This window comes from Streptomyces sp. NPDC051109, assembly GCF_044455885.1.
GTDB lineage: Bacteria > Actinomycetota > Actinomycetes > Streptomycetales > Streptomycetaceae > Streptomyces.
The window spans coordinates 113,006-133,719 of the sequence record NZ_JBITFF010000004.1; the positions used below are offsets into that span (position 1 = coordinate 113,006).

The 20,714-nt window shown below is 71.1% G+C and carries 18 protein-coding genes and 2 tRNA genes; 3 read left to right on the forward strand and 17 right to left on the reverse strand.

Features of this window, described 5'->3' with window-relative positions:
* Window positions 1-82 precede the first annotated feature (82 nt).
* The 10 genes from ACIBAD_RS09330 to ACIBAD_RS09375 form a co-directional block, all read right to left on the reverse strand.
* Complete coding sequence (locus tag ACIBAD_RS09330; protein WP_134075456.1) at window positions 83-826, reverse strand: hypothetical protein; 744 nt, start codon at window positions 824-826, stop codon at window positions 83-85.
* Between the two features lie 289 nt (window positions 827-1,115).
* Window positions 1,116-3,986 (reverse strand): leucine--tRNA ligase, encoded by a 2,871-nt coding sequence (gene leuS, locus ACIBAD_RS09335; RefSeq protein WP_398905538.1) that lies wholly within the window; start codon window positions 3,984-3,986, stop codon window positions 1,116-1,118.
* A 248-nt stretch (window positions 3,987-4,234) separates the two neighbouring features.
* Window positions 4,235-4,307, reverse strand: a tRNA-Ala gene (locus tag ACIBAD_RS09340).
* Between the two features lie 169 nt (window positions 4,308-4,476).
* A complete protein-coding gene (locus ACIBAD_RS09345) occupies window positions 4,477-4,710 on the reverse strand; it encodes a hypothetical protein (RefSeq protein ID WP_008738908.1) in 234 nt (77 codons plus the stop codon).
* 144 nt (window positions 4,711-4,854) lie between these two features.
* Window positions 4,855-4,927, reverse strand: a tRNA-Ala gene (locus tag ACIBAD_RS09350).
* Between the two features lie 112 nt (window positions 4,928-5,039).
* Window positions 5,040-5,696: a histidine phosphatase family protein gene (locus ACIBAD_RS09355; protein ID WP_398905921.1), complete on the reverse strand. Its 657-nt coding sequence runs from the start codon at window positions 5,694-5,696 to the stop codon at window positions 5,040-5,042.
* Window positions 5,693-6,139 carry a ribosome silencing factor gene (gene rsfS, locus ACIBAD_RS09360; RefSeq protein WP_030159316.1) on the reverse strand — a complete coding sequence of 149 codons (447 nt, stop codon included), beginning with the start codon at window positions 6,137-6,139 and terminating at the stop codon, window positions 5,693-5,695. Before rsfS ends, ACIBAD_RS09355 begins: the two co-directional genes overlap by 4 nt.
* A 131-nt stretch (window positions 6,140-6,270) precedes the next feature.
* Window positions 6,271-7,959, reverse strand: coding sequence for an LCP family protein (locus tag ACIBAD_RS09365; RefSeq protein ID WP_398905540.1), 1,689 nt, complete (start codon window positions 7,957-7,959; stop codon window positions 6,271-6,273).
* Window positions 7,960-7,983: 24 nt separating this feature from the next.
* Window positions 7,984-8,601 carry a nicotinate-nucleotide adenylyltransferase gene (gene nadD / locus ACIBAD_RS09370; protein WP_134075459.1) on the reverse strand — a complete coding sequence of 206 codons (618 nt, stop codon included), beginning with the start codon at window positions 8,599-8,601 and terminating at the stop codon, window positions 7,984-7,986.
* Window positions 8,602-8,669: 68 nt separating this feature from the next.
* A complete protein-coding gene (locus ACIBAD_RS09375; protein ID WP_037836848.1) occupies window positions 8,670-8,837 on the reverse strand; it encodes a hypothetical protein in 168 nt (55 codons plus the stop codon).
* Between the two features lie 141 nt (window positions 8,838-8,978).
* Here ACIBAD_RS09375 and ACIBAD_RS09380 point away from each other — a divergent pair, with 141 nt between their 5' ends.
* Window positions 8,979-10,058 (forward strand): M48 family metallopeptidase, encoded by a 1,080-nt coding sequence (locus tag ACIBAD_RS09380; RefSeq protein ID WP_134075460.1) that lies wholly within the window; start codon window positions 8,979-8,981, stop codon window positions 10,056-10,058.
* Here ACIBAD_RS09380 and ACIBAD_RS09385 read toward each other — a convergent pair.
* The 7 genes from ACIBAD_RS09385 to ACIBAD_RS09415 all read right to left on the reverse strand — a co-directional run bounded on the left by ACIBAD_RS09385 (window position 10,042) and on the right by ACIBAD_RS09415 (window position 16,475).
* Window positions 10,042-11,190, reverse strand: coding sequence for a hypothetical protein (locus ACIBAD_RS09385; protein ID WP_398905543.1), 1,149 nt, complete (start codon window positions 11,188-11,190; stop codon window positions 10,042-10,044). The genes ACIBAD_RS09380 and ACIBAD_RS09385 overlap by 17 nt on opposite strands.
* Window positions 11,191-11,259: 69 nt before the next feature.
* Window positions 11,260-11,808, reverse strand: a complete 549-nt coding sequence (locus tag ACIBAD_RS09390) for a hypothetical protein (protein WP_134075462.1) — start codon at window positions 11,806-11,808, stop codon at window positions 11,260-11,262.
* 76 nt (window positions 11,809-11,884) lie between these two features.
* Complete coding sequence (locus ACIBAD_RS09395; protein ID WP_134075463.1) at window positions 11,885-13,162, reverse strand: glutamate-5-semialdehyde dehydrogenase; 1,278 nt, start codon at window positions 13,160-13,162, stop codon at window positions 11,885-11,887.
* Between the two features lie 156 nt (window positions 13,163-13,318).
* Complete coding sequence (locus ACIBAD_RS09400) at window positions 13,319-13,738, reverse strand: hypothetical protein (RefSeq protein WP_078988072.1); 420 nt, start codon at window positions 13,736-13,738, stop codon at window positions 13,319-13,321.
* 61 nt (window positions 13,739-13,799) lie between these two features.
* A complete protein-coding gene (gene proB / locus ACIBAD_RS09405; RefSeq protein ID WP_134075464.1) occupies window positions 13,800-14,927 on the reverse strand; it encodes a glutamate 5-kinase in 1,128 nt (375 codons plus the stop codon).
* 90 nt (window positions 14,928-15,017) lie between these two features.
* Window positions 15,018-15,440 carry a GtrA family protein gene (locus ACIBAD_RS09410; RefSeq protein ID WP_134075465.1) on the reverse strand — a complete coding sequence of 141 codons (423 nt, stop codon included), beginning with the start codon at window positions 15,438-15,440 and terminating at the stop codon, window positions 15,018-15,020.
* 3 nt (window positions 15,441-15,443) lie between these two features.
* Window positions 15,444-16,475 carry a glycosyltransferase family 2 protein gene (locus ACIBAD_RS09415; RefSeq protein WP_398905547.1) on the reverse strand — a complete coding sequence of 344 codons (1,032 nt, stop codon included), beginning with the start codon at window positions 16,473-16,475 and terminating at the stop codon, window positions 15,444-15,446.
* Window positions 16,476-16,633: 158 nt separating this feature from the next.
* On the opposite strand from ACIBAD_RS09415, the gene ACIBAD_RS09420 reads away from it, so the two are divergent.
* Entirely contained in the window at window positions 16,634-19,516 is a 2,883-nt protein-coding gene (locus tag ACIBAD_RS09420) for a CDP-glycerol glycerophosphotransferase family protein (RefSeq protein WP_398905549.1), read from the forward strand.
* A complete protein-coding gene (locus ACIBAD_RS09425; RefSeq protein ID WP_134075467.1) occupies window positions 19,513-20,661 on the forward strand; it encodes a glycosyltransferase in 1,149 nt (382 codons plus the stop codon). Before ACIBAD_RS09420 ends, ACIBAD_RS09425 begins: the two co-directional genes overlap by 4 nt.
* The last annotated feature ends 53 nt before the right edge of the window (window positions 20,662-20,714 follow it).

Consider the following 20,714-nt stretch of genomic DNA (forward strand, 5'->3'; position numbering starts at 1 on the left):
GCCCGTGGGGGCGTGACGGCAGCCCGACCCTGGCCAGGGGGACAGGAAGGGTGCCGCGCCGCCGCCGCTCAGCGCCCGCGGCTCAGGTCGTCGTTTCCGGCCGCGGCGCCTTCTGCCACGGGTAGCCGGCCTTGGGGGACGTCGGGTTCAGGGCCGCCGGGGGCTCCGGAACCCGCCCCGCGGACCCGGCGGAGCCGGGACGCCCCGCGGGCCCCGCGGGCGGCTGCTGTGCGTCCCACGCCGCAGCCGCGGCCGCCAGGTCGTCCACCGATTCCCGGGACCAGTCCCGCAGCGCCCCCGATTCGACCTCGATCTGCGCCGACAGCGCCGACAGCTCGTCCTCCGCGAAGCGCCGTGCCCGCTCGCGGGCGGCCCACCGCAGCGAATCCGCCGCCTCCGTGATCTTGGCGGTCCGTACCTTCAGCTCGGGCAGCATCGCGCCGATCCGGCCCCGGTCCGGCTCCTGCTCCAGCCGCTTCAGCTCGTCGTCCAGCTCGTGTCCGTGCGCGCTCAGCCGCTCGAACAGCCCGATCGACTCCTTCAGCGAGGCGTCCGTCTGGACCCCCTGGTACAGCGCCTGCTGCGTGGCCCGCATCGACGTCCGCAGGTCCAGCCGCAGCTGCGCCAGCGCCCCCGCCACGCCCACCTGCCCGAAGCTCTTCGCCTTCAGCGCGGTGTCCTCCACGGTCCGGCGGGCCTGCGTGATCGTGCGGTCCACGCCGCGCTTCGCCGCTCCGACCGCCTTCACGGTGGCCCAGGCACCCAGCCCCAGGAAGGCGAACAGCACCAACAGGGCAAAGATGATGATCAACGCGCCCGCCTCCATAAGAGGCTCCCTTCCCCTGCCGTTTCCGTCCCCTCCACCGTAAACGCCACGGGCAGGTCGGGGGTTCCAATCGAACCCCCAACCTGCCCGTACGGGACAACCCCTAGACCCCGGCCGGCAGGGTCATACGTGACACGGATCTGTCACACGCCCTGCTCACACGCCCTGTCACGCCCTGCTCACGCGACCTGTCACAGGGCCGGCCTCGCGGCCCGGTCTCGCGTCCGGTCTCGCGGCCGGTCTCGCGGCCCGGTCTCGCGGCCCGGTCTAGCGGCCAGTCGCCAGAGCGTCACACGACGATGTTCACCAGCTTCGGCGCGCGCACGATCACCTTGCGGATCTCCGCTCCGCCCAGCGCCGCCACGACCGCCTCGTCGGCCAGCGCCAGCTTCTCCAGGTCGCCCTCGGAAATCGTCGGCGGCACCTCCAGGCGGGCCTTGACCTTGCCCTTGATCTGGACCACGCAGGTCACGCTCTCGTCCACGACGTACGCCGGGTCCGCGACCGGGAAGTCCTGGTGGACGACCGAGTCCGTGTGGCCCAGGCGGTGCCACAGCTCCTCCGCGATGTGCGGGGCCAGCGGGGCGATCAGCAGCACCAGCCGCTCCGCGACCGAGCGCTCCAGCGGGCGGCCGGCCTTGGTCAGGAAGTTGTTCAGCTCGGTGATCTTCGCGATGGCGGTGTTGAACCGCAGCCCCGCCATGTCCGCACCGGCCCCGTCGATGGCCTTGTGCAGCGCGCGCAGGGTGTCCTCGCCCGGCTCGCCGTCCACGACGGTGACCGCGCCGGACTCCTCGTCCACGATGTTGCGCCACAGGCGCTGCAGCAGCCTGTACTGGCCCACCACGGCCCGGGTGTCCCACGGACGGGAGACGTCCAGCGGGCCCATCGCCATCTCGTACAGGCGCAGGGTGTCCGCGCCGTACTCCTCGCAGATCTCGTCCGGCGTGACGGCGTTCTTCAGGGACTTGCCCATCTTGCCGTGCTCGCGCTTGACCGGCTCGCCCTGGTAGAAGTAGCCGCCGTCGCGCTCCTCGACCTCGGCCGCCGGGACGTAGACGCCGCGCGCGTCGGTGTAGGCGTACGCCTGGATCATGCCCTGGTTGAACAGCTTGTGGAACGGCTCGGCCGAGGAGACGTGGCCCAGGTCGAACAGCACCTTCGACCAGAAGCGCGCGTACAGCAGGTGCAGCACCGCGTGCTCGGCGCCTCCCACGTACAGGTCGACGCCGCCGTGCGGCGCGCCCTCGCGCGGACCCATCCAGTACTGCTCGATCTCCGGGTCCACCAGCGCCGTGGCGTTGTTCGGGTCCAGGTAGCGCAGCTCGTACCAGCAGGAACCGGCCCAGTTGGGCATGGTGTTGGTCTCGCGGCGGTACGGGCGCACCCCGCGCCCGTCACCGAGGTCCAGCTCGACGTTGACCCACTCTTCGTTCCGCGACAGCGGGGTCTCCGGCTTCGACGCGGCGTCGTCCGGCTCGAAGGTGCGCGGCGAGTAGTCCTCGACCTCGGGCAGTTCCAGCGGCAGCATCGAGGCGGGCAGCGCGTGGGCCACGCCGTCCTCGTCGTAGACGATCGGGAAGGGCTCGCCCCAGTAGCGCTGGCGGCTGAACAGCCAGTCGCGCAGCCGGAAGTTGACCGTCCCCTCGCCGATGCCCTGCTCGGCCAGCCAGGCCGTGACGGCGGCCTTCGCCTCGACGACGCCCAGGCCGTCCAGGGAGATGCCCTCGCCGGTCGAGTTCATGAGGGTGCCGTCGTACGAGGAGAACGCGTCCTCCCACTCCGCCGGGTCGGCGTCGCGGTCGTCCGAGGGCTCCACGACGCAGCGCATCGGCAGCTCGAAGGCGCGCGCGAACTCGAAGTCGCGGCCGTCGTGCGCCGGGACGGCCATGATGGCGCCGGTGCCGTAGCCCATCAGTACGTAGTCCGCGATGAAGACCGGGACCAGGTCGCCGCTGACCGGGTTGACCGCGTACGCGCCGGTGAAGACACCGGTCTTGTCCTTGGCCTCGGCCTGCCGCTCGACGTCCGACTTCGCGGCGGCCTGCCTGCGGTACGCGTCCACGGCCTCGCCGGGGGTCGCGGCGCCGCCGGTCCACAGCTGGTGCGTGCCCTCGGGCCACGCGGCCGGGACGATCTTCTCGACCAGGCCGTGCTCGGGCGCCAGCACCATGTAGGTGGCGCCGAACAGGGTGTCGGGGCGCGTGGTGAACACGGTGATGGCGTCGTCGCCGACCGCGAAGTCGACGCGCGCGCCCTCGCTGCGGCCGATCCAGTTGCGCTGCTGCAGCTTGATGGCCTCGGGCCAGTCCAGCGCGTCCAGGTCGTCCAGCAGGCGGTCCGCGTAGGCGGTGATCCGCATGTTCCACTGGCTCAGCTTGGCCTTGAAGACCGGGAAGTTGCCGCGCTCGGAGCGGCCGTCCGCGGTGACCTCCTCGTTGGCCAGTACGGTGCCCAGCCCGGGGCACCAGTTGACGGGCGCGTCCGAGGCGTACGCCAGTCGGTACTCGTTGAGCACGTCGGCCCGCTCGCCCGCGGTCAGGGCGGCCCAGGAGCGGCCCCCGGGGACCTCGCGGGAGCCGTCCTCGAAAGCGGCGACCAGCTCGGCGATCGGGCGGGCCTTGGCCGCGTCCGCGTCGTACCAGGAGTTGTAGATCTGCAGGAAGATCCACTGGGTCCACTTGTAGTAGTCCGGGTCGATCGTCGCGAACGAGCGGCGCTTGTCGTGGCCCAGGCCCAGCCGGCGCAGCTGGACCTTCATGTTCTCGATGTTCGCCTCGGTGGAGACGCGCGGGTGCGTGCCGGTCTGCACGGCGTACTGCTCGGCCGGCAGGCCGAAGGCGTCGAAGCCCAGGGTGTGCAGGACGTTGTGGCCGCTCATCCGCTGGTGGCGGGCGAAGACGTCGGTGGCGATGTACCCCAGCGGGTGGCCGACGTGCAGGCCCGCACCGGACGGGTACGGGAACATGTCCATGATGAACTTCTTGGGGCGCGCGACGACCGCCGCGTCACCGGCCAGGTCACCGGTCGGGTTCGGGGCCTCGTACGTGCCCTGCGCGTCCCATACGTCCTGCCAGCGTGCCTCGATGTCGGCGGCCATGGCAGCCGTGTAACGGTGCGCCTCGGCCGCCTCGGGGGCCGGGGTGTTCGTCTCGCTCATGATTTCTGAAGCTCCATCGATCGTCTCTGCCGTCTCTGCCTGCCCAAACGAAAAAACCCCTCGCACAGGAGGGGGCGCCGCGCCGATGCCGACCGTCTCGGAGGGTCGGTACTGATCAGCGCGGCTCGGTAAGCAGAAGGCGTACGGCACGCATGGCGCCAGGGTACCGCAGCGGCCCAGACCGGCGCTCGACCGTTCCGCACAACGAGAAGCGGGCCACCCGATCCGGGTGGCCCGCTTCTCTTCTGTGGAGCTAAGGAGAATTGAACTCCTGACCTCCTGCATGCCATGCAGGCGCTCTACCAACTGAGCTATAGCCCCTTGCTTCTCTGCCGCCGGGCCCCTGCTCGGTTTCCCTTGCCGGTTCCCCCTGGCGACATCGAGAACATTACACGGTCATGGCCCAGGTCCAAAAATCGGTTTCCGGGCGCTCGATCTCGCCCGGTTCGTCCCTCTTCCGTGCAGTGGCTCCGCGCCCCGGACGCCGTCGCTACGCTCTCGCGAACTGGTAGAACCGCTTGAGCGTGCAGTGCTCGTCGAGCAGCCGCCCGTAGATCGGCTCCCCTTCCAGCTCGCGGTACGTCTCGATCGGGTCGCCTTTTATGATCAGCGCCCGCGCGCATTCCTCGCACCAGTACTGGTAGTCGGGGTTGACCGGGTCCATGTCCCGCACGATCGGCGTGCCGTTGTTGCACCAGTCGCACCGCCGCCGGTGTGCACCCATCCGTCAGCGACTCCCTCCCACGTCGGGCCGTCGACTCCCCCTCCGGCGGTCCCGATTCTGCCACGCGGGTACGGGCCAGGTCAGCAGGCACCGAAGGAACAAACGGAAGGATCCCGCCCCCTGTTGGGGACGGGATCCTGATTGTGGAGCTAAGGAGAATTGAACTCCTGACCTCCTGCATGCCATGCAGGCGCTCTACCAACTGAGCTATAGCCCCGCTCTCCGCCGCGCTCCCCCCGTTTCCGGTGTTCCGCGCTGCGAACAAGAAGAACTCTAGCCTGTGACCAGCCGGAAAGTGAAATCCGGGTGGGAGCCGCCCTGAGGCGGGCTCAGTCGTCGTCGCCGAGCACCGGTTCCGGCAGCGTGCCGGCGTTGTGCTCCATCAGACGCCAGCCGCGGGCGCCCTCGCCGAGGACCGACCAGCAGCAGTTGGAGAGCCCGCCCAGGCTCTCCCAGTCGTACGCGTCCAGGCCCAGCAGCCGGCCGATCGTCGTACGGATGGTTCCGCCGTGGCTGACCACGACGAGCGTGGCACCGTCCGGCAGCCTGTCGGCGTGCTCCAGCACCACCGGCGCCGCCCGGTCGGCGACCTCGGTCTCCAGTTCGCCGCCACCGCGGCGGACGGGCTCGCCGCGCTTCCACGCCGCGTACTGCTCGCCGTACTTCGCGATGATCTCTTCGTGCGTGAGGCCCTGCCACTCACCGGCGTACGTCTCGCGCAGCGCGGCGTCGTGCGTCACGGGCAGGCCCGTGACGGCGGACAGCTCGGCGGCCGTGGCGGAGGCCCGCCGCAGGTCCGACGCGACGATGGCGGCCGGCTTCAGGGAGGCGAGCAGCCGGGCGGCGCGGCGCGCCTGCGCCACACCCGTCTCGGTCAGCTCGATGTCCGTGGAGCCCTGGAAGCGGCGCTCCAGGTTCCACGAGGTCTGACCGTGGCGCCAGAGAACGATCTTCCGGCCCGTCTTGCGGGTGGCGGTCGCGCTCAGAACAGATCACCGTCCAGGTCCTCGTCGCCCGCCGCCTCGCGCAGCTTGGCGTGCTCCTCCGCCTTGCCCTTGGTGAGCTTGGCGTCCTCGGGCAGCTCGATCTCGGGGCAGTCCTTCCACAGGCGCTCCAGCGCGTAGAAGACCCGCTCCTCGCTGTGCTGCACGTGGACGACGATGTCGATGTAGTCGAGCAGGATCCAGCGGGCGTCGCGGTCGCCCTCGCGGCGCACCGGCTTGGCGCCGAGCTCCTTGAGCAGGCGCTCCTCGATCTCGTCGACGATCGACTTGACCTGGCGGTCGTTGGGCGCCGAGGCGAGCAGGAAGGCGTCGGTGATCGACAGCACGTCGCTGACGTCGTACGCGATGATGTCGTGCGCGAGCCGGTCGGCCGCGGCCTGGGCGGCGGCGGTGATGAGCTCGATGGAGCGGTCCGTGGCGGTCACTGGCCATGCTTTCGGGTTGGCGGGCAGATCCATACAAGGGTCTCATGTACCGCCGACCCCGCCCGCGCGGAACGTCCCGCGCGGGCCGGGGCACCGCCCGAGAGCCGGATCAGGCCCGGCCCCGGGCCTGGTCAGGACGGTTTGTAGTCCTTGCCGAGGGTCACCACGACGTCGGCGTTGACCGCGTTCTCGCCCTTCTTCACGACGGTCTCCGGCAGGCCCAGCGTCTTGGCGACGTCGACCGCCTTGGTCCGCTGCGCGTCGTCCTGGTACGTGATCTGCGTGGCGGACTGGGCCTTGTCGGCCTTGCCGCCGTCCACGAAGGTGTAGCCGCCGTTCAGCAGCGCCGCCTTCGCCGCGATCTGCGTCTTGTCGTCGCCGGTGGCGTCCTTCAGGCCCACGCGCGGCGCGGTGCCGGCCTGGGCCGCCGTGAAGCTGCCGCCGAGCACCTCCTTGACGACGTTCTTGTTGGCGTCGTCGGTGAGCGTGCCGTCCGGCTTCACCGCGAGGACGTCCGTGCGGTACGCGCCCTCCTTGGCGTGCTCGCCCAGCTTGGCCAGCAGCGAGCCGAGGGTCTGGGCGTTCAGGGAGGGGTCGAGGATCTGGCCCATGCTCTCGACGGTGACGGTCGCCGACTTCGCGTCGCCGGGAACCTTGCGCAGCACCCCGTAGAGCACCTTGCCGAGCCGGTCCAGCTGCTTGGCCTCGGGCTCGCCCTGGCCGCGGTACGTGGCGTACGCGACGGCCATCGCCCCGCTGAGGTGCTGCTTAGGGCCCTGCCCCACGGCCGGGACCTTGGCCGCGTCGTCGGCCGGGACCGCGACGTCGGTGTCGGTCTCGATGCCGCCGACCAGCTCGACCAGGTTCTCCAGGAAGGGGGTGTCCAGGCGCCAGGTGCCGCCGATGCGGGTGCCGAGCACCGAGTCGAGGGAGTCCTTGACGCCCAGGCCGCCCTCCTCGACCGCCTTGCCGAGGGCCGTGCCGGTCCCGTCGTCCTTCGTGACGCCCAGCGTGTTCGGCAGCAGGACGGTGGCGCCCTTCTCGGTGGTGACGTTGTCGACGAGCAGCGCCGTGGAGGTGCCGCCCTTCTTGGTGTTGTGCAGGTGGACGACGATCATGTCGCGCTTCTGCGGGCCGGCGGCGGCCGCCGCGCCCCCCTTCTTGCCGGGGCCTTCGAGGAACGGCAGCTTGCCCGCGTACCAGAGGTAGCCGGCGCCCGCGACGACGAAGAGGGCGAGGACGACGATCAGGGCGACGACCCGGTTGCGGCCGCGGCGCCGGGCCTCCTCGCGGCGCTCGGTCCGGCTCTCGGTGAACTTGAGCCAGTCGATGACGTCCTCGGAGTCCTCGTCCGGCTGGTCGATGAACGCGAACTGCTCGGTGCGGTAGTCCGGGTCGGACGTCCCGCCCTCGGGCCGGCGCGGCTCGGGGACCCGGTCGGGGCGCGGCGGCTCCGGCTCGGCCTCGCGGGCCGGGGCGGGGGCGGGCGGCTCGGGGGCGGCCTGCTGCGGGACCCACTGCCCGGTCTGCTGCGCCTCGTACCCGTAGGCGGGGGCCTGGGGGTACTCCTGCTGCCCGTACTCCGGGGCGGCCGGCTGATGCGGCTGCTGGTAGTACGCCTGCTGTGCCTGCTGACCGTAGCCCTGGGGGTCGTAGCCGTACTGCTGCTGCTCGTACGCCTGCTCGTACTGCTGCCCGGGGGCGGGCTGCGCGGGCACCTGGCCGTACACCGGCCGCCCGTACGGGTCGTAGCCGATGAGCTGCTGCTCCTGGGCTGCGTGCGGATCGTACCGGTCGTACTGATCCTGTCGGTCGTTCACCGCGGGGCCCCTCTCTCCGGAAGCTCAGGCTCCCCGGTACAGCTCACGCTTGTCGATGTAGCGCACCACACCGTCGGGCACCAGGTACCAGACAGGATCCCCCTGGGCGACCCGGGTGCGGCAGTCCGTGGACGAGATCGCCAGCGCGGGCACCTGTACCAGGGAGACGCCGTCCTCCGGGAGCCCGTCGTCGCTGAGCACGTGGCCCGGCCGGGTGACTCCGATGAAGTGGGCGAGCGAGAAGAGCTCGTCGGCGTTGCGCCAGGTCAGGATCTGGGCGAGGGCGTCGGCACCGGTGATGAAGAAGAGGTCGGCGTCTTCGTTGAGGGCGCTCAGATCACGCAGGGTGTCGATCGTGTACGTCGGCCCGCCGCGGTCGATGTCGATGCGGCTCACCGAGAACTGGGGGTTCGAGGCCGTCGCGATGACCGTCATCAGATAGCGGTCCTCGGCGGGGGACACGGCGCGCTGCGACTTCTGCCACGGCTGGCCGGTCGGTACGAACACCACCTCGTCGAGGTGGAACAGGGCGGCCACTTCACTGGCGGCCACCAGGTGTCCGTGGTGGATCGGGTCGAATGTCCCGCCCATCACGCCGAGCCGGCGCTTGACCGGGCCGGTAGGCATCTCCTGCTCTCCCATGAGCGCAGAGCCTACTGGCCCGGCGGAGCGGTGCCGACCCGCGATCGAGCGGGTGCGTGGCGACCGGTTCAGCGGTCGCGGTTCAGGCGCGTGGTCACCCAGAGCATCAGGAGCAGGATGAACAGCGCGCCGCCGCCGGTCAGGTACGGGTTCAGGCTGTCGTGGTTGCCGCCGTGCTGCTCGGCGCCCTCCGACGCGAGAACGACCAGGTTGTGGGCGGTGGAGGAGAGGCTCATCAGGCAGATACCTATCGAGTCGGGGAGCGAGCGGAGACTTCGCCCACATCGTATGCGGGGGCCTGGGGCACGCTCACGCCGACTCAGGCGTTGGAGAGGATAGACGCAGAAGCACTCAGGCCGATCAAGGGGGAGGGCGTTATGACGGAGACCGGGTTCGAGAAGGTGCCGGCGAGGGACCGCAGGAGGTTCCCCGGTATTTCCTCACGCGCGTACGAGCACCCGGCGGACCGCTCGGCGCTGGTGGCGCTGCGCAAGCTGACCGGGTTCGACACCGTGTTCAAGGCCCTGAGCGGACTGCTTCCGGAGCGGAGCCTGCGCCTGCTCTTCCTGTCGGACTCCGTCCGGGTGGGCGAGACCCAGTTCCCGCACTTGTACGCGATGCTGCGCGACGCCTGTTACATCCTGGACCTGGAGAAGGTCCCGCAGATGTACGTGCAGCAGGACCCGAGGCCGAACGCGATGTGCATCGGGCTGGACGAGCCGATCATCGTGGTGACGACGGCCCTCGTCGAGCTGCTCGACGAGGAGGAGATGCGGGCGGTCGTGGGCCACGAGGTGGGCCACGCCCTGTCGGGGCACGCGGTGTACCGCACGATCCTGCTGTTCTTGACGACCCTGTCGCTGAAGGTGGCGTGGATCCCGCTGGGCAATGTGGCGATCATGGCCATCGTGACCGCGCTGCGCGAGTGGTTCCGCAAGTCGGAGCTGTCGGCGGACCGGGCGGGGCTGCTCGTCGGGCAGGACGTGACCGCCTCGATGCGCGGCCTGATGAAGCTCGCGGGCGGCAACCACCTCCACGAGATGAACGTGGACTCCTTCCTGGCCCAGGCCGAGGAGTACGAGGCGGGCGGCGACCTGCGCGACTCCGTGCTGAAGATCCTCAACATGCTGCCGCGGACGCACCCCTTCACCACCGTGCGGGCGGCCGAGCTGAAGAAGTGGTCGCAGAACCGGGACTACCAGCGGATCATGGACGGCCACTACCCGCGGCGCGAGGAGGACAAGGACACCTCGGTGACGGACTCCTTCCGGGAGTCGGCCTCGCACTACGCGGACGCGGTGCGCAACAGCAAGGACCCGCTGTTCAAGCTGGTCGGCGACATCGCGGGCGGAGCGGCCGATGTCGGCGGCAAGCTGCGCGACAGGTTCACGGGCGCGGCCGGCGGGGGCGCGAACGGGGCCGGCGAGGCCAAGGGCGGGGCTACGGAGCAGGGCTGACGGGGGCGGTACCGGCGGGCGTGGGCGGCGCCAGTACGCCGCACAGCCCGGCGGTGCGCCTCGGGGTGCCGCTGGCGTACGGGTCGCTCGCGGCCGGGCCGACCGTGGTCGGTCCGGCCCCGGCCAGGACCGGGCGGAAGCCCTCGGCGGGCTCGGTGGAGCAGGCCTGCGGCCCGGCCATCACATAGGCCGAGACCAGCTCCGCGCGGCGGGTCGTGAGGTCTTCCGCGTCGAAGCGCATCCGCAGCTCGCGCCGGATGGTGAAGAGCGAGGCGCCGTCGGCGGCGGCGGGGGATCCGGTGGCCGGGCGCACGGCGTACACGAAGGTGTGGTCGGTGGTCACTTCGAGGACGTCCGCGGAGATCTCCTCGAAGGCGAGGGTTCCGCTGACCCGGACCCGGGTGTCGGCCACGGTGGCCGTGCCCGGATCGAAGCGGACCAGCCAGCCGGTGGCGGCGTGCCGGCCGTCGCCGGCCGGCGAGGTCATGCTGCGGTCGAACTGCGCCAGCTGATCGGGGTCGAGCAGGACCCGCACGGGCCGGGTGGCGGCCCCGGCGAGCACGTCGGGGTCCAGCGAGGACTGCACGAGGTAGTCCTTGGCGATGGACAGCGCGGTGACGACCTGCCCCTCGGTGAAGTGGTGGGTGCGGCGCGCGGCGGGCAGGCTGATCCCGGCCGCCCCGACGCGGTAGTCGGCTGCGGGGCTGCTCGCGTACAGGTCGACGGGACGTCCGCCGGGTACGGCGGCGGCGGGCGCGAGCGGCACGATCGTGCTGGTCAGCGGATCGGTGCGGCCGGCGTCCACGGGCATGGTCGGGTTGCTCAGGCCCATGTAGACGGCCACGGCGAAGGCCGTGGCGATGAGCAGCACCAGCAGCATGCCCTGGCGGGCGCTGCGGCCGGGCGTGCTGGTCCCGGGCTTGCCGGGGCCGCCTCCGGACCAGATGGACCGGCTGCGTACGGCCCGTGCGTGTTCGCCCATGCGCTCCTGGGCGGAGAACTCCTGGAGCCGGGCAGCCCGGACGAAGTCCTCGTCGAACACCACCGACCGGTACTCGTCCGACCGGAATTCCTCGTCGCCCCCGCCGATGCCCTCGGGGGTGCCGTCGGGTGGATCTCCTGGCACGGCCATCGCTTCTCCCCGCTGTCCCCGCTTCAGAGAAGCCCCCTGGCTCCGGTGAACGCGAGAGGGGTCGTACCTTCAGGGTTGGCGGCCGACGGGGTACGTAAACGCTCCGGCGCCACTGACTTCCGTGAGCGGGGTGGTGGCGGGAGCGGGCGTGTGGTCCGCGTCGCTCGATGCGCTGCGGTAGACGGCGCTGAAGGCCAGGGCGACCATGCCGAGGCCCATCACGAAGGCGAGCACCCAGGCGACCGGACGCAGCCAGGGAGAGCGGCCGCGATAGGGCCGCAGCGCGCCGCCGTAGGCCCCGTAGGGACCCTCCGCGTAGCCGGGGCCGTGGTCCCAGCCCGGTTCGTCGATGCCGTACCCGCCGGGGCGGCCGTAGCCGTAGCCGTCGTAGTCGTCGTCGGAGGTCCAGCCGCCGGCGACGGCGCGGGCGGCTTCCGCCTCCGCGCGCGCCCGGTCGGCGGCCCGCTGGCGTTCCACGGCGCTCGGCTCATGGATCTCGGCGCTCCGGACGAAGTCCTCGTCGAACACCACGGAGGCGAAGTCCTGATCCGCGCCTCCGCGGTCGTCGTTGTCGGGCTCCCCGTCGTCCGGGAACTTGCCCCCCACGTCGTCCGGCACGGCACCAGCGTAGACCGGGGGAACCGCTTTGGGCAGGGTGTGCGAGAAATCCGGCCACCCGGTGTGTGGGGTCCGACTACCGGACGTGACCGTCGCCCGTGACGATGTACTTGGTGGAGGTCAGCTCCGGAAGGCCCATCGGGCCCCGGGCGTGCAGCTTCTGGGTGGAGATTCCGATCTCGGCGCCGAAGCCGAACTGGCCACCGTCCGTGAACCGGGTGGACGCGTTTACGGCGACCGTGGTCGAGTCGACCAGCTGGGTGAAGCGGCGGGCGGCGGCCTGCGAGGTGGTGACGATCGCCTCGGTGTGGCCGGAGGTCCAGCGGCGGATGTGGGCGACGGCGTCGTCGAGGGAGTCCACGACCCCGGCGGCGATGTCGTACGAGAGGTACTCGGCGGCCCAGTCCTCGTCGGTGGCGGGCAGAGCGGTGGCCTTGGAGTGCTCGGCGGCCGCGAGGACCCGGGCGTCGCCGTGGACGGTGACGCCGGCGTCGGCGAGGGCGTCGAGGGCGCGCGGCAGGAAGGCGTCGGCGATGTCGCGGTGGACGAGGAGGGTTTCCGCGGAGTTGCAGACCGAGGGCCGCTGGGCCTTGGAGTTGACGAGGATGTCCACCGCCATGTCGAGGTCGGCCTGGGCGTCCACGTAGACGTGGCAGTTGCCGGTACCGGTCTCGATGACCGGAACGATGGACTCCTCGACGACGGTCTTGATGAGGGAGGCGCCGCCGCGCGGGATGAGGACGTCGACGAGGCCGCGGGCGCGCATCAGCTCGCGGACGGAGTCGCGGGACTCGCCGGGGACGAGCTGGATCGCGTCGGCGGGCAGGCCGGCGCCTTCGACGGCGTCGCGGAGGATGGCGACGAGGGCGGTGTTGGAGGCGTAGGCGGAGGAGCTGCCGCGCAGCAGGACCGCGTTGCCGGACTTCAGGCAGAGGGCGGCGGCGTCGACGGTGACGTTGGGGCGGGCCTCGTAGATGATGCCGACGACGCCGAGGGGGACGCGGATCTGGCGGAGGTCGATCCCGTTGGGGAGGGTCGAGCCGCGGACGACCTCGCCGACGGGGTCGGGGAGGGCGGCGACGTCCCGGACGTCGGAGGCGATGGCCGCGACGCGGTCGGGGGTGAGGGTGAGGCGGTCGATGACGGTCTCGCTCGTGCCGGCCTCGCGGGCCTTGGCGGTGTCGGCGGCGTTGGCCTCGACGATCTCGGCCGTACGGGCCACCAGCGCGTCCGCGATGGCCAGCAGCGCGGCGTCCTTGGCGGACCGCGGGAGTGGGGCGATGGCCGCGGCGGCGGTACGGGCGGCTTGCGCGGTGGCGATCACGGGCGAGGCGGGGGCGTCGAGCGAGGTCATGCCGCCCAGGGTAGTCCCCGGCCCCGCCGGGGCGGACGGGGTTCCACCCCCCGAGACGCCCCCACGACCCGGCGTTCTCGCCTCGGACGCCTGCCGACCCGGTCCGGGGATCGTGCGCACCCGACCCCGCCGGCCAGACCGGACTGACGACACCCCCTAGTACGGGTGGACTCCCACGGGGTGCGCCGGGGGCGGCCCGTACCCCTCCGCGACCCGGAGGTGGTAGGTCGCGCGGTCGATGACCTCCAAGCCGACGATCTCCCACGGCGGGAGCTGCGCCGAGGAGCGGTGTTCACCCCACAGGCGCAGGGCGACGGCCGCGGCGTCGTGGAGGTCGCGGGCCTCCTCCCAGTACCGGATCTCCGCGTGGTCGTCGGCGTACCGGCTGGTCAGGAGGAAGGGGTGGTCGTGCGCGAGCTGTTCCAGGCCGCGCCGGACCTCCGACAGCGGCGCCGGCTTGCCGGAGACGCTCAGGGTGACGTGCCAGAGACGGGAGGCTTCGCCCTGCTCGTCGTCCCCGCCGCCGCTGATGCTGGTCAGCGCTCGTCTCACCAGCCCGCCTCCTGTCTGCGCCATGCCTGTCCGCCCCTCACAGTTGACCAGTCCCCGGGCCGCCGCGCGGCGGTTTTACCGAACCTCAGCCCTCCAGCAGGACCAGATCGTCGCGGTGTACGACCTCGCGCTCGTACGCCGGGCCGAGTTCCTTCGCCAGCTCCCTGGTGGAGCGGCCCAGCAGCTGCGGGAGTTCCTTGGCGTCGAAGTTGACCAGCCCGCGGGCCACGGCGCGGCCGTCGGGCCCGCGCAGCTCCACCGGGTCGCCGGCGACGAAGTCGCCCTCGACGGCCGCGATCCCGGCGGGCAGCAGGGAGCTGCCGCGCTCGGTCACCGCGCGTACGGCGCCCTCGTCCAGGACCAGGTGCCCCTGCGGGGTCGAGGCGTGCTGGAGCCACAGCAGCCGGTCCGCCGAGCGCCGGCCGGTGGCGTGGAAGTGCGTACCGGTGAGCCGGCCCGCCAGGGCGTCCGCCGCCTGGCTCGCCGAGGTGAGGACGACCGGGATGCCGGCCGCGGCCGCGATCCGCGCCGCCTCGACCTTGGTGACCATGCCGCCGGTCCCGACGCCCGCCTTGCCGGCGCTGCCGATCGAGACGTGCGCGATGTCCTCGGGGCCGCGCACCTCGTCGATGCGGGTGGTGCCGGGCAGCGACGGGTCGCCGTCGTAGAGGCCGTCCACGTCGGACAGGAGCACCAGGAGGTCGGCGCGGACCAGGTGGGCGACGAGGGCGGCGAGCCGGTCGTTGTCGCCGAAGCGGATCTCGTCCGTGGCGACGGTGTCGTTCTCGTTGACCACCGGCAGGGCGCCCATGGCCAGGAGCTGGTCCAGGGTCCGGTACGCGTTGCGGTAGTGGGCGCGGCGGCTGGTGTCGTCGCCGGTCAGCAGCACCTGCCCGACGCGGACCCCGTACCGGGCGAAGGAGGCCGTGTAGCGGGCGACCAGCAGGCCCTGTCCGACGCTGGCGGCGGCCTGCTGCCGGGCCAGGTCCGTGGGGCGGCGGCGCAGGCCGAGCGGGGAGAGCCCGGCGGCGATGGCGCCGCTGGAGACGAGGACGATCTCCTTCTCGCCGCCGCTGCGCGCCTTGGCCAGTACGTCGACCAGGGCGTCCACCCGGTCGGCGTCCAGTCCGCCGGCCGCGGTGGTCAGGGAGGAGGAGCCGACCTTGACCACGATCCTGCGGGCGTCCACGACACCTTGCCTAGCCGCTGACACGTCTGTCCCCTTGCCCCTTGCCGGTACGTCTGCCCACCTCAATCTACGGGGTGGTGCGCCGCGACCGCGCAGGGGTTTCAGACGGTGGACTCAGGCCCCTGAGCCGCTGCGGGCCGGCTCCGGGTCCTCGGCGGCGGCGGCCGCGCCCGGGACGAGGATCTTGCGGGAGAGCAGGTACGTGAAGGGGATGGCCACGACCGCGGCGACGAGCGGGGCGATCCGGGTGTCGAGTCCGGCCCAGGTGACCAGGGCGTAGAGCCCGACCGACTGGATCACGTAGTTCGTGATGTTCGTCAGCGGGAAGAGCAGGAACTTCTTCCAGGTGGGCTTGGTCCGGTAGGTGAAGTACGTGTTCATGAAGAACGAACCGACCATCGCCAGCAGGAAGGCGAGGGTGTAGGCCAGGAAGTACGGCATCCACGGGTGCAGCAGCAGGTAGATGACGAAGAAGGTGCCGGTGTTGACGGCGCCTACGAGGCCGAAGCGGAAGATCTGGCCGAGCTGGCTGCGCATGGTTCAGCGCACCTCGTGCTCGGCGGAGACCGTGGGGCGCGAGGCGGACAGGCCGCCTCGCTCGCGGGCGCCGGGCCGGACCCCGGGGGCGTCGGGCCGGGCCTGCGGGTCCGCGCCGTGCGCCTCCTTCACCAGGAAGTGCGGGCGGCGCTTGGTCTCGTAGTAGATCCGGCCGATGTACTCGCCGATCAGACCCAGCATGATCATCTGGACGCCGCCGATGCCGGTGATGATCGCGACGAGGGTGACGTAGCCGGGTGCGGTGACCCCGTTGGTCATGGCCATGATGGCGATGACCATGGCGTACAGGACGGTCAGCCCCACCAGCGACACGCCCGCCCAGATCCCGATCCGCAGCGGCCGGTTGTTGAAGGAGATCAGCCCGTCCATGGCGTAGTTCAGCAGCGAGCCGAACTTCCACTTCGTCTCGCCCGCCTCGCGCTGGGCGTTGCGGTAGTCGAAGTGGACGGTGTCGAAGCCGATCCAGGAGAAGAGCCCCTTGGAGAAGCGGTTGTACTCGGGCAGGGACAGCAGCGCGTCCACGGCCGGCCGGGACAGCAGGCGGAAGTCCCCGACGCCGTCGGTGAGCTCCACGTCGACCCAGCGGTTGACGCCGCGGTAGTAGAGGCGGCTGAGCGCGGAGCGGACCTTCTTGTCGCCTTCGCGGGTGCGGCGGGCGATGATCTGGTCGTGGCCCTGCCGGTAGTAGTCGAGCATGGTGGCGATGAGCTCCGGCGGGTGCTGGAGGTCGGCGTCCATGATCACGACTGCGTCGCCGGTGGCCTCGCGCAGGCCGGCGAGCATGCCGGCCTCCTTGCCGAAGTTGCGGCTGAAGGAGACGTACCGGGTGCGGTCGCCGTGCTCGGCGGCGATCTCGCGGAGCTTGGCGAGGGTGCCGTCACGGCTGCCGTCGTCGACGTAGCAGACCTCGTACTCGACGGGCAGGGAGTCCAGGACCCTGCGGATCTCCAGGTCGAAGCGGTCGATCACGGCTTCTTCGTTGTAGCAGGGGACTACTACGGACAGCTTCGTCATGAACACTTCCTGCTGGGTCCGAACGGGTGATTGTCGGCGACCGGACCCGCCACACACCTCTACCTCAGAAGTATGCACGCCGGGGGTCGGTCTGCCGGATCCGCACGCGGCACACGGTAGCTTTGACGGGTTAAGCGGAATGGAACAAAGGGATCGAGGTGCACGTGCCTGACGTCTCCGTGGTCGTCATCGTCTACAACGACGCAGAGCGTCTGCCGACAGCCGTCCAGTCGGTTTTGGACCAGACCCTGCACGGGGTCGAAGTCGTGATCGTCGACGACTGCAGCAAGGACCGGTCGTACGCGGTCGCCCAGGAGCTCGAAGCCGCACACCCGGGGAGAGTGCGCGCCTTCCGGCTGCCGGAGAACAGCGGCGGCTGCGGTGCCCCGCGCAACCACGGCATCCAGCAGGCGACCGGTACGTACGTCATGTTCCTGGACAGCGACGACGTGCTGGAACGAAACGCCTGCCGGAACATGCTGGCCGCGGCCGAGCGGACCGGGTCCGACCTGGTCTCCGGCATGTGCGTGCGCGTGCACCTCGACAACCGGTGGGGCAAGACCACCGAGTGGTACCCGTGGATCTACTCGCGCACCCGCACGCTGGAGTCGATCACCGAGGACCCGGACCTGCTGGTCTACGACACCCTCTCCACGAACAAGTGCTACCGGCGCGCGTTCCTGCTGGAGCAGGGCCTGGAGTTCCCGGTCGGCATCCACTACGAGGACCTGCTCTTCTCCGCGCAGGCCTACGTCGCCGCCCGGCGCATCACGCTCATCCCGAACCACGTCTACTACTGGAACGTGATCGAGAAGGCCGCGTCGAAGTCGATCAGCAACCGGCGCCACGAGATCGCGAACTTCGTCCACCGGATGGAGATCCACCGACGCGTCGACGAGCTGCTGGCCGCCAAGGGGCACACGGACATCAAGTCCGCGAAGGACGCCAAGTTCCTCAAGCACGACCTGGTGCTGCACCTGCGCGACCTGCCCCTGCTGGGCGACGCGTACCGCCAGGAGTTCGCCCGCCTCGCCAACGGCTACCTGGCCGGCATCGACCCGGCCGCGTACGAGAACGTCACGTACCTCCAGGCGATCTGCGCCTACCTGCTGGGCAAGGAGGACTGGGACAACCTGCTCCCGGCCGCCGACGCCATGACCAACAAGGGCCGGCTGTCCTCGCCGCTCGCCGAGCGCGACGGCCGCGTCTACTGGTGTGCGGCGCACATCGACGACGAGCGCGACGGCGAGGAGGCCCGCCGGATACTGGACGTCACCGAGCAGGGCTTCCACACCGCCCCGCTCTCCTCGCTCGCGCTGGGCAACCGTCTGACCTCGTACGAGGACGACGGGCGCGGCACCGTCACGCTCTCGGGCTCCGTGGTGAACCCGCTGGGCCGGATCAGCCCGGAAAAGGAGCTGACGGCCACGCTGGAGTTCCGGGCCCGCCGGCAGATCGGCGTGCGGTCCTTCAGCTTCCCGGTGGCAACCGTGCGGCACGCCGGGCACACGATCGAGTGGACCGCCACGGCCGACATCGGCAGCACCGTGCGCCCCCTGGGCATCATCGACGCCGTCTGGGACGTCCGCCTGAAGCTGACCGCGGGCGGCAACCGCATCACCACCCGCGTCTCCGTGGGCGGGGTCGACCTGGATTCGGCGGCCCGCCTGCGCGTACGCCCGCGGCTGACCCGGCTGGTCTCCGACCGCTTCGCGCCGGAGGTCACCAAGAAGGGGAACCTCTCCTACGTCCTGACCGCCGAGGGCGCCGCCTCCGTCCGCACGCAGACGCTGATCACCAGCGCGATGCACGGCAAGGCGGCCGGCGTGGTCAAGCGGGGCCTGCGCAAGGCCCTGCGGGCCCGCCGCAACCTCGGCTCGGGCGAGCAGAAGGTGAAGGTCTACCACGAGGTCTTCTCGAAGCTGCCGATCAAGAAGGGCACGGTCGTCTTCGAGAGCCACATGGGCAAGCAGTACAGCGACAGCCCCAAGGCGATCTACGAGGAGATGGTCCGCCAGGGCGTCCCGTTCGAGGCGATCTGGTCGTACGCGGGCGGCAAGCCCACCGGCTTCCCCCAGGACGCCACCCTGGTGCGCCGCTGGAGCTGGGCCTACCTGCGCGCGCTGGCGCAGGCCGAGTTCTGGGTCGACAACCAGGGCTTCCCCCTGGCCCTGGCCAAGCGCGAGGGGACCACGTACATCCAGACCTGGCACGGCTCCGCGCTCAAGCGCATGGGCTTCCACGAGCCCCGCACCAAGGCCCAGGGCAAGGCAGGCCAGGACCGCTTCCAGGCGGCCGTCAACCGCTTCGACCACTTCCTGATCCGCTCCGAGCACGACGCCCGCACCCTCGCCAAGGGCTTCCGGCTGCGCGACGAGGTGCTGCTGCGCACCGGCTACCCGCGCAACGACGCCCTCGTCGAGGCGCACCGCGCCGAGTCGCAGAGCGGGGAGCGGGTGCGCGGGCCGCTCGCGGCCGAGCTGGGGATCGACCCGGAGAAGAAGGTGCTGCTGTACGCGCCGACCTTCCGGGCGACCGCGGACGGCGCGGTGGAGGGCTTCGAGTTCCCCTTCGACGTGGAGGAGTTCGCCGAGCGGCTCGGCGACCGCTTCACGCTGCTGGTGCGCACCCACTACCTCAACAGCGTCTCGCTGCCGCCGTCGGTCGCGGGCCGGGTCATCGACGTCTCCCGCCACCACGACATCACCCCGCTGCTGGCGCTGGCCGACGGGCTGATCACCGACTACTCGTCCGTGATGTTCGACTACTCGGTCCTGGACCGGCCGATGCTGTTCTTCGCGTACGACTACGAGAAGTACGCGACCGACATCCGCGGCACGTACTTCGACCTGAAGGAGAAGGCGCCCGGCCCGGTGGTGGCCACGGCCGACGAACTCCTCCAGGCGCTCGCCGCCTTCGACGAGGCGGACGTCAAGTACGCGGAGGCGCGGCAGCGTTTCCTCACCGAGTTCGGCGAGTACGACCGCGGGGACGCGGCCCGCCAGATCGTAGAGAAGTTCTTCACCGGGAGCGGCAAGTGAGCCGGGACATCTTCATCGTCTCCAACAGTGTCGACGAGCTCGGCGGCGTGACGACCTGGTCGCACCAGATGGCCAGGCTGTTCACGGACCGCGGGCACCGGGTGCACATCGTCGGCATCGCCCCGGTCGCCGAGGAGATCCGGCAGAAGCTGCCGCAGGACCTGCCGTACGGGATGACCACCCTGTACGACGCGCACCCGCCGAAGGCGCGCCGCCTGCGCGGGATCAAGGGCAGGCTGAACGCCCCCGAGCGGCGCCGCCAGGCGGCCCGGCGGGCGAAGATGCGGGCCAAGGCGGAGCAGTTGAACGAGCTGCTGCGCGCGGCCCGCCCCGGGGCCGTCGTGATCGTCACGCAGGTCTGGGCGATGGAGTGGGTGGCGCTCGCCGACACCAAGGGGATCAGCGTCATCGGCATGAGCCACGAGTCGTTCGAGGCCAGCCAGAAGTCCACCCGCGGCGAGCGGGTCCGCCGCCACTACGGGGAGGTCGACCGGCTGCTCGTGCTGACCCCGGAGGACGCGGACCTGTGGATCCGGGCCGGCATGGAGAACGTGGGCAGCATGCCGAACCCGCTGCCGTTCATGCCGGACTCCCCCGCGCCGCGCTCGGAGAAGGTCGTCGCCAGTGTCGGCCGCCTCGCCTTCGAGAAGGGCGTGGACCTGCTGCTCGACGCGTGGGCCGACGCCGCCCCGCACCACCCCGACTGGGTCCTGCGGATCTACGGGGCGGGCGTCGAGGAGCCGGCGCTGCGGGCGCACGCCGCCACGCTCGGGCTCACCGACTCCGTGGAGTGGATGGGCAGCACCGACGACGTGCTGGGCGCGCTGCGCGGGGCCTCGGTGTTCGCGCAGGCCTCGCGGGCCGAGGGCTTCCCGATCACGCTGCTGGAGGCGATGGCCGCGGGCGTGCCGGTGGCCGCGTTCGACTGCGCGCCGGGCGTACGGGAGATCGTGTCGCACGGCGAGGACGGGCTGCTGGCCCGGCTGGGCAACACGATGGAGCTGGCCGGGCACCTCGACGTGCTGATGTCGGACCGCGAACTGCGCGACCGGCTCGGCGACAACGCCTTCCGCAGCGTGCAGCGCTACTCCAGCGCCGAGATCACCGACCGCTGGGAAGAGCTCTTCGCGTTCCTGGAGCGCTGAGCCGTCCGCGTACGAAGCCGCCCGCCCCGGACGCGTTCCGGGGCGGGCGGCTT

Bases quoted from the DNA above. Each gene is read 5' to 3' on its own strand.
- ACIBAD_RS09375 (WP_037836848.1), bottom strand. From the start codon at position 8,837: ATGAGCCTCTCCTCCACCGCCCACAACCTGGTCGTTCTCGCGTCGGAG.
- ACIBAD_RS09385 (WP_398905543.1), bottom strand. From the start codon at position 11,190: ATGGCCGTGCCAGGAGATCCACCCGACGGCACCCCCGAGGGCATCGGC.
- ACIBAD_RS09345 (WP_008738908.1), bottom strand. From the start codon at position 4,710: ATGGGTGCACACCGGCGGCGGTGCGACTGGTGCAACAACGGCACGCCG.
- leuS (WP_398905538.1), bottom strand. From the start codon at position 3,986: ATGAGCGAGACGAACACCCCGGCCCCCGAGGCGGCCGAGGCGCACCGT.
- ACIBAD_RS09400 (WP_078988072.1), bottom strand. From the start codon at position 13,738: ATGGCGCAGACAGGAGGCGGGCTGGTGAGACGAGCGCTGACCAGCATC.
- ACIBAD_RS09415 (WP_398905547.1), bottom strand. From the start codon at position 16,475: ATGACGAAGCTGTCCGTAGTAGTCCCCTGCTACAACGAAGAAGCCGTG.
- nadD (WP_134075459.1), bottom strand. From the start codon at position 8,601: ATGGGAGAGCAGGAGATGCCTACCGGCCCGGTCAAGCGCCGGCTCGGC.
- ACIBAD_RS09410 (WP_134075465.1), bottom strand. From the start codon at position 15,440: ATGCGCAGCCAGCTCGGCCAGATCTTCCGCTTCGGCCTCGTAGGCGCC.
- ACIBAD_RS09330 (WP_134075456.1), bottom strand. From the start codon at position 826: ATGGAGGCGGGCGCGTTGATCATCATCTTTGCCCTGTTGGTGCTGTTC.
- ACIBAD_RS09380 (WP_134075460.1), top strand. From the start codon at position 8,979: ATGACGGAGACCGGGTTCGAGAAGGTGCCGGCGAGGGACCGCAGGAGG.
- ACIBAD_RS09395 (WP_134075463.1), bottom strand. From the start codon at position 13,162: ATGACCTCGCTCGACGCCCCCGCCTCGCCCGTGATCGCCACCGCGCAA.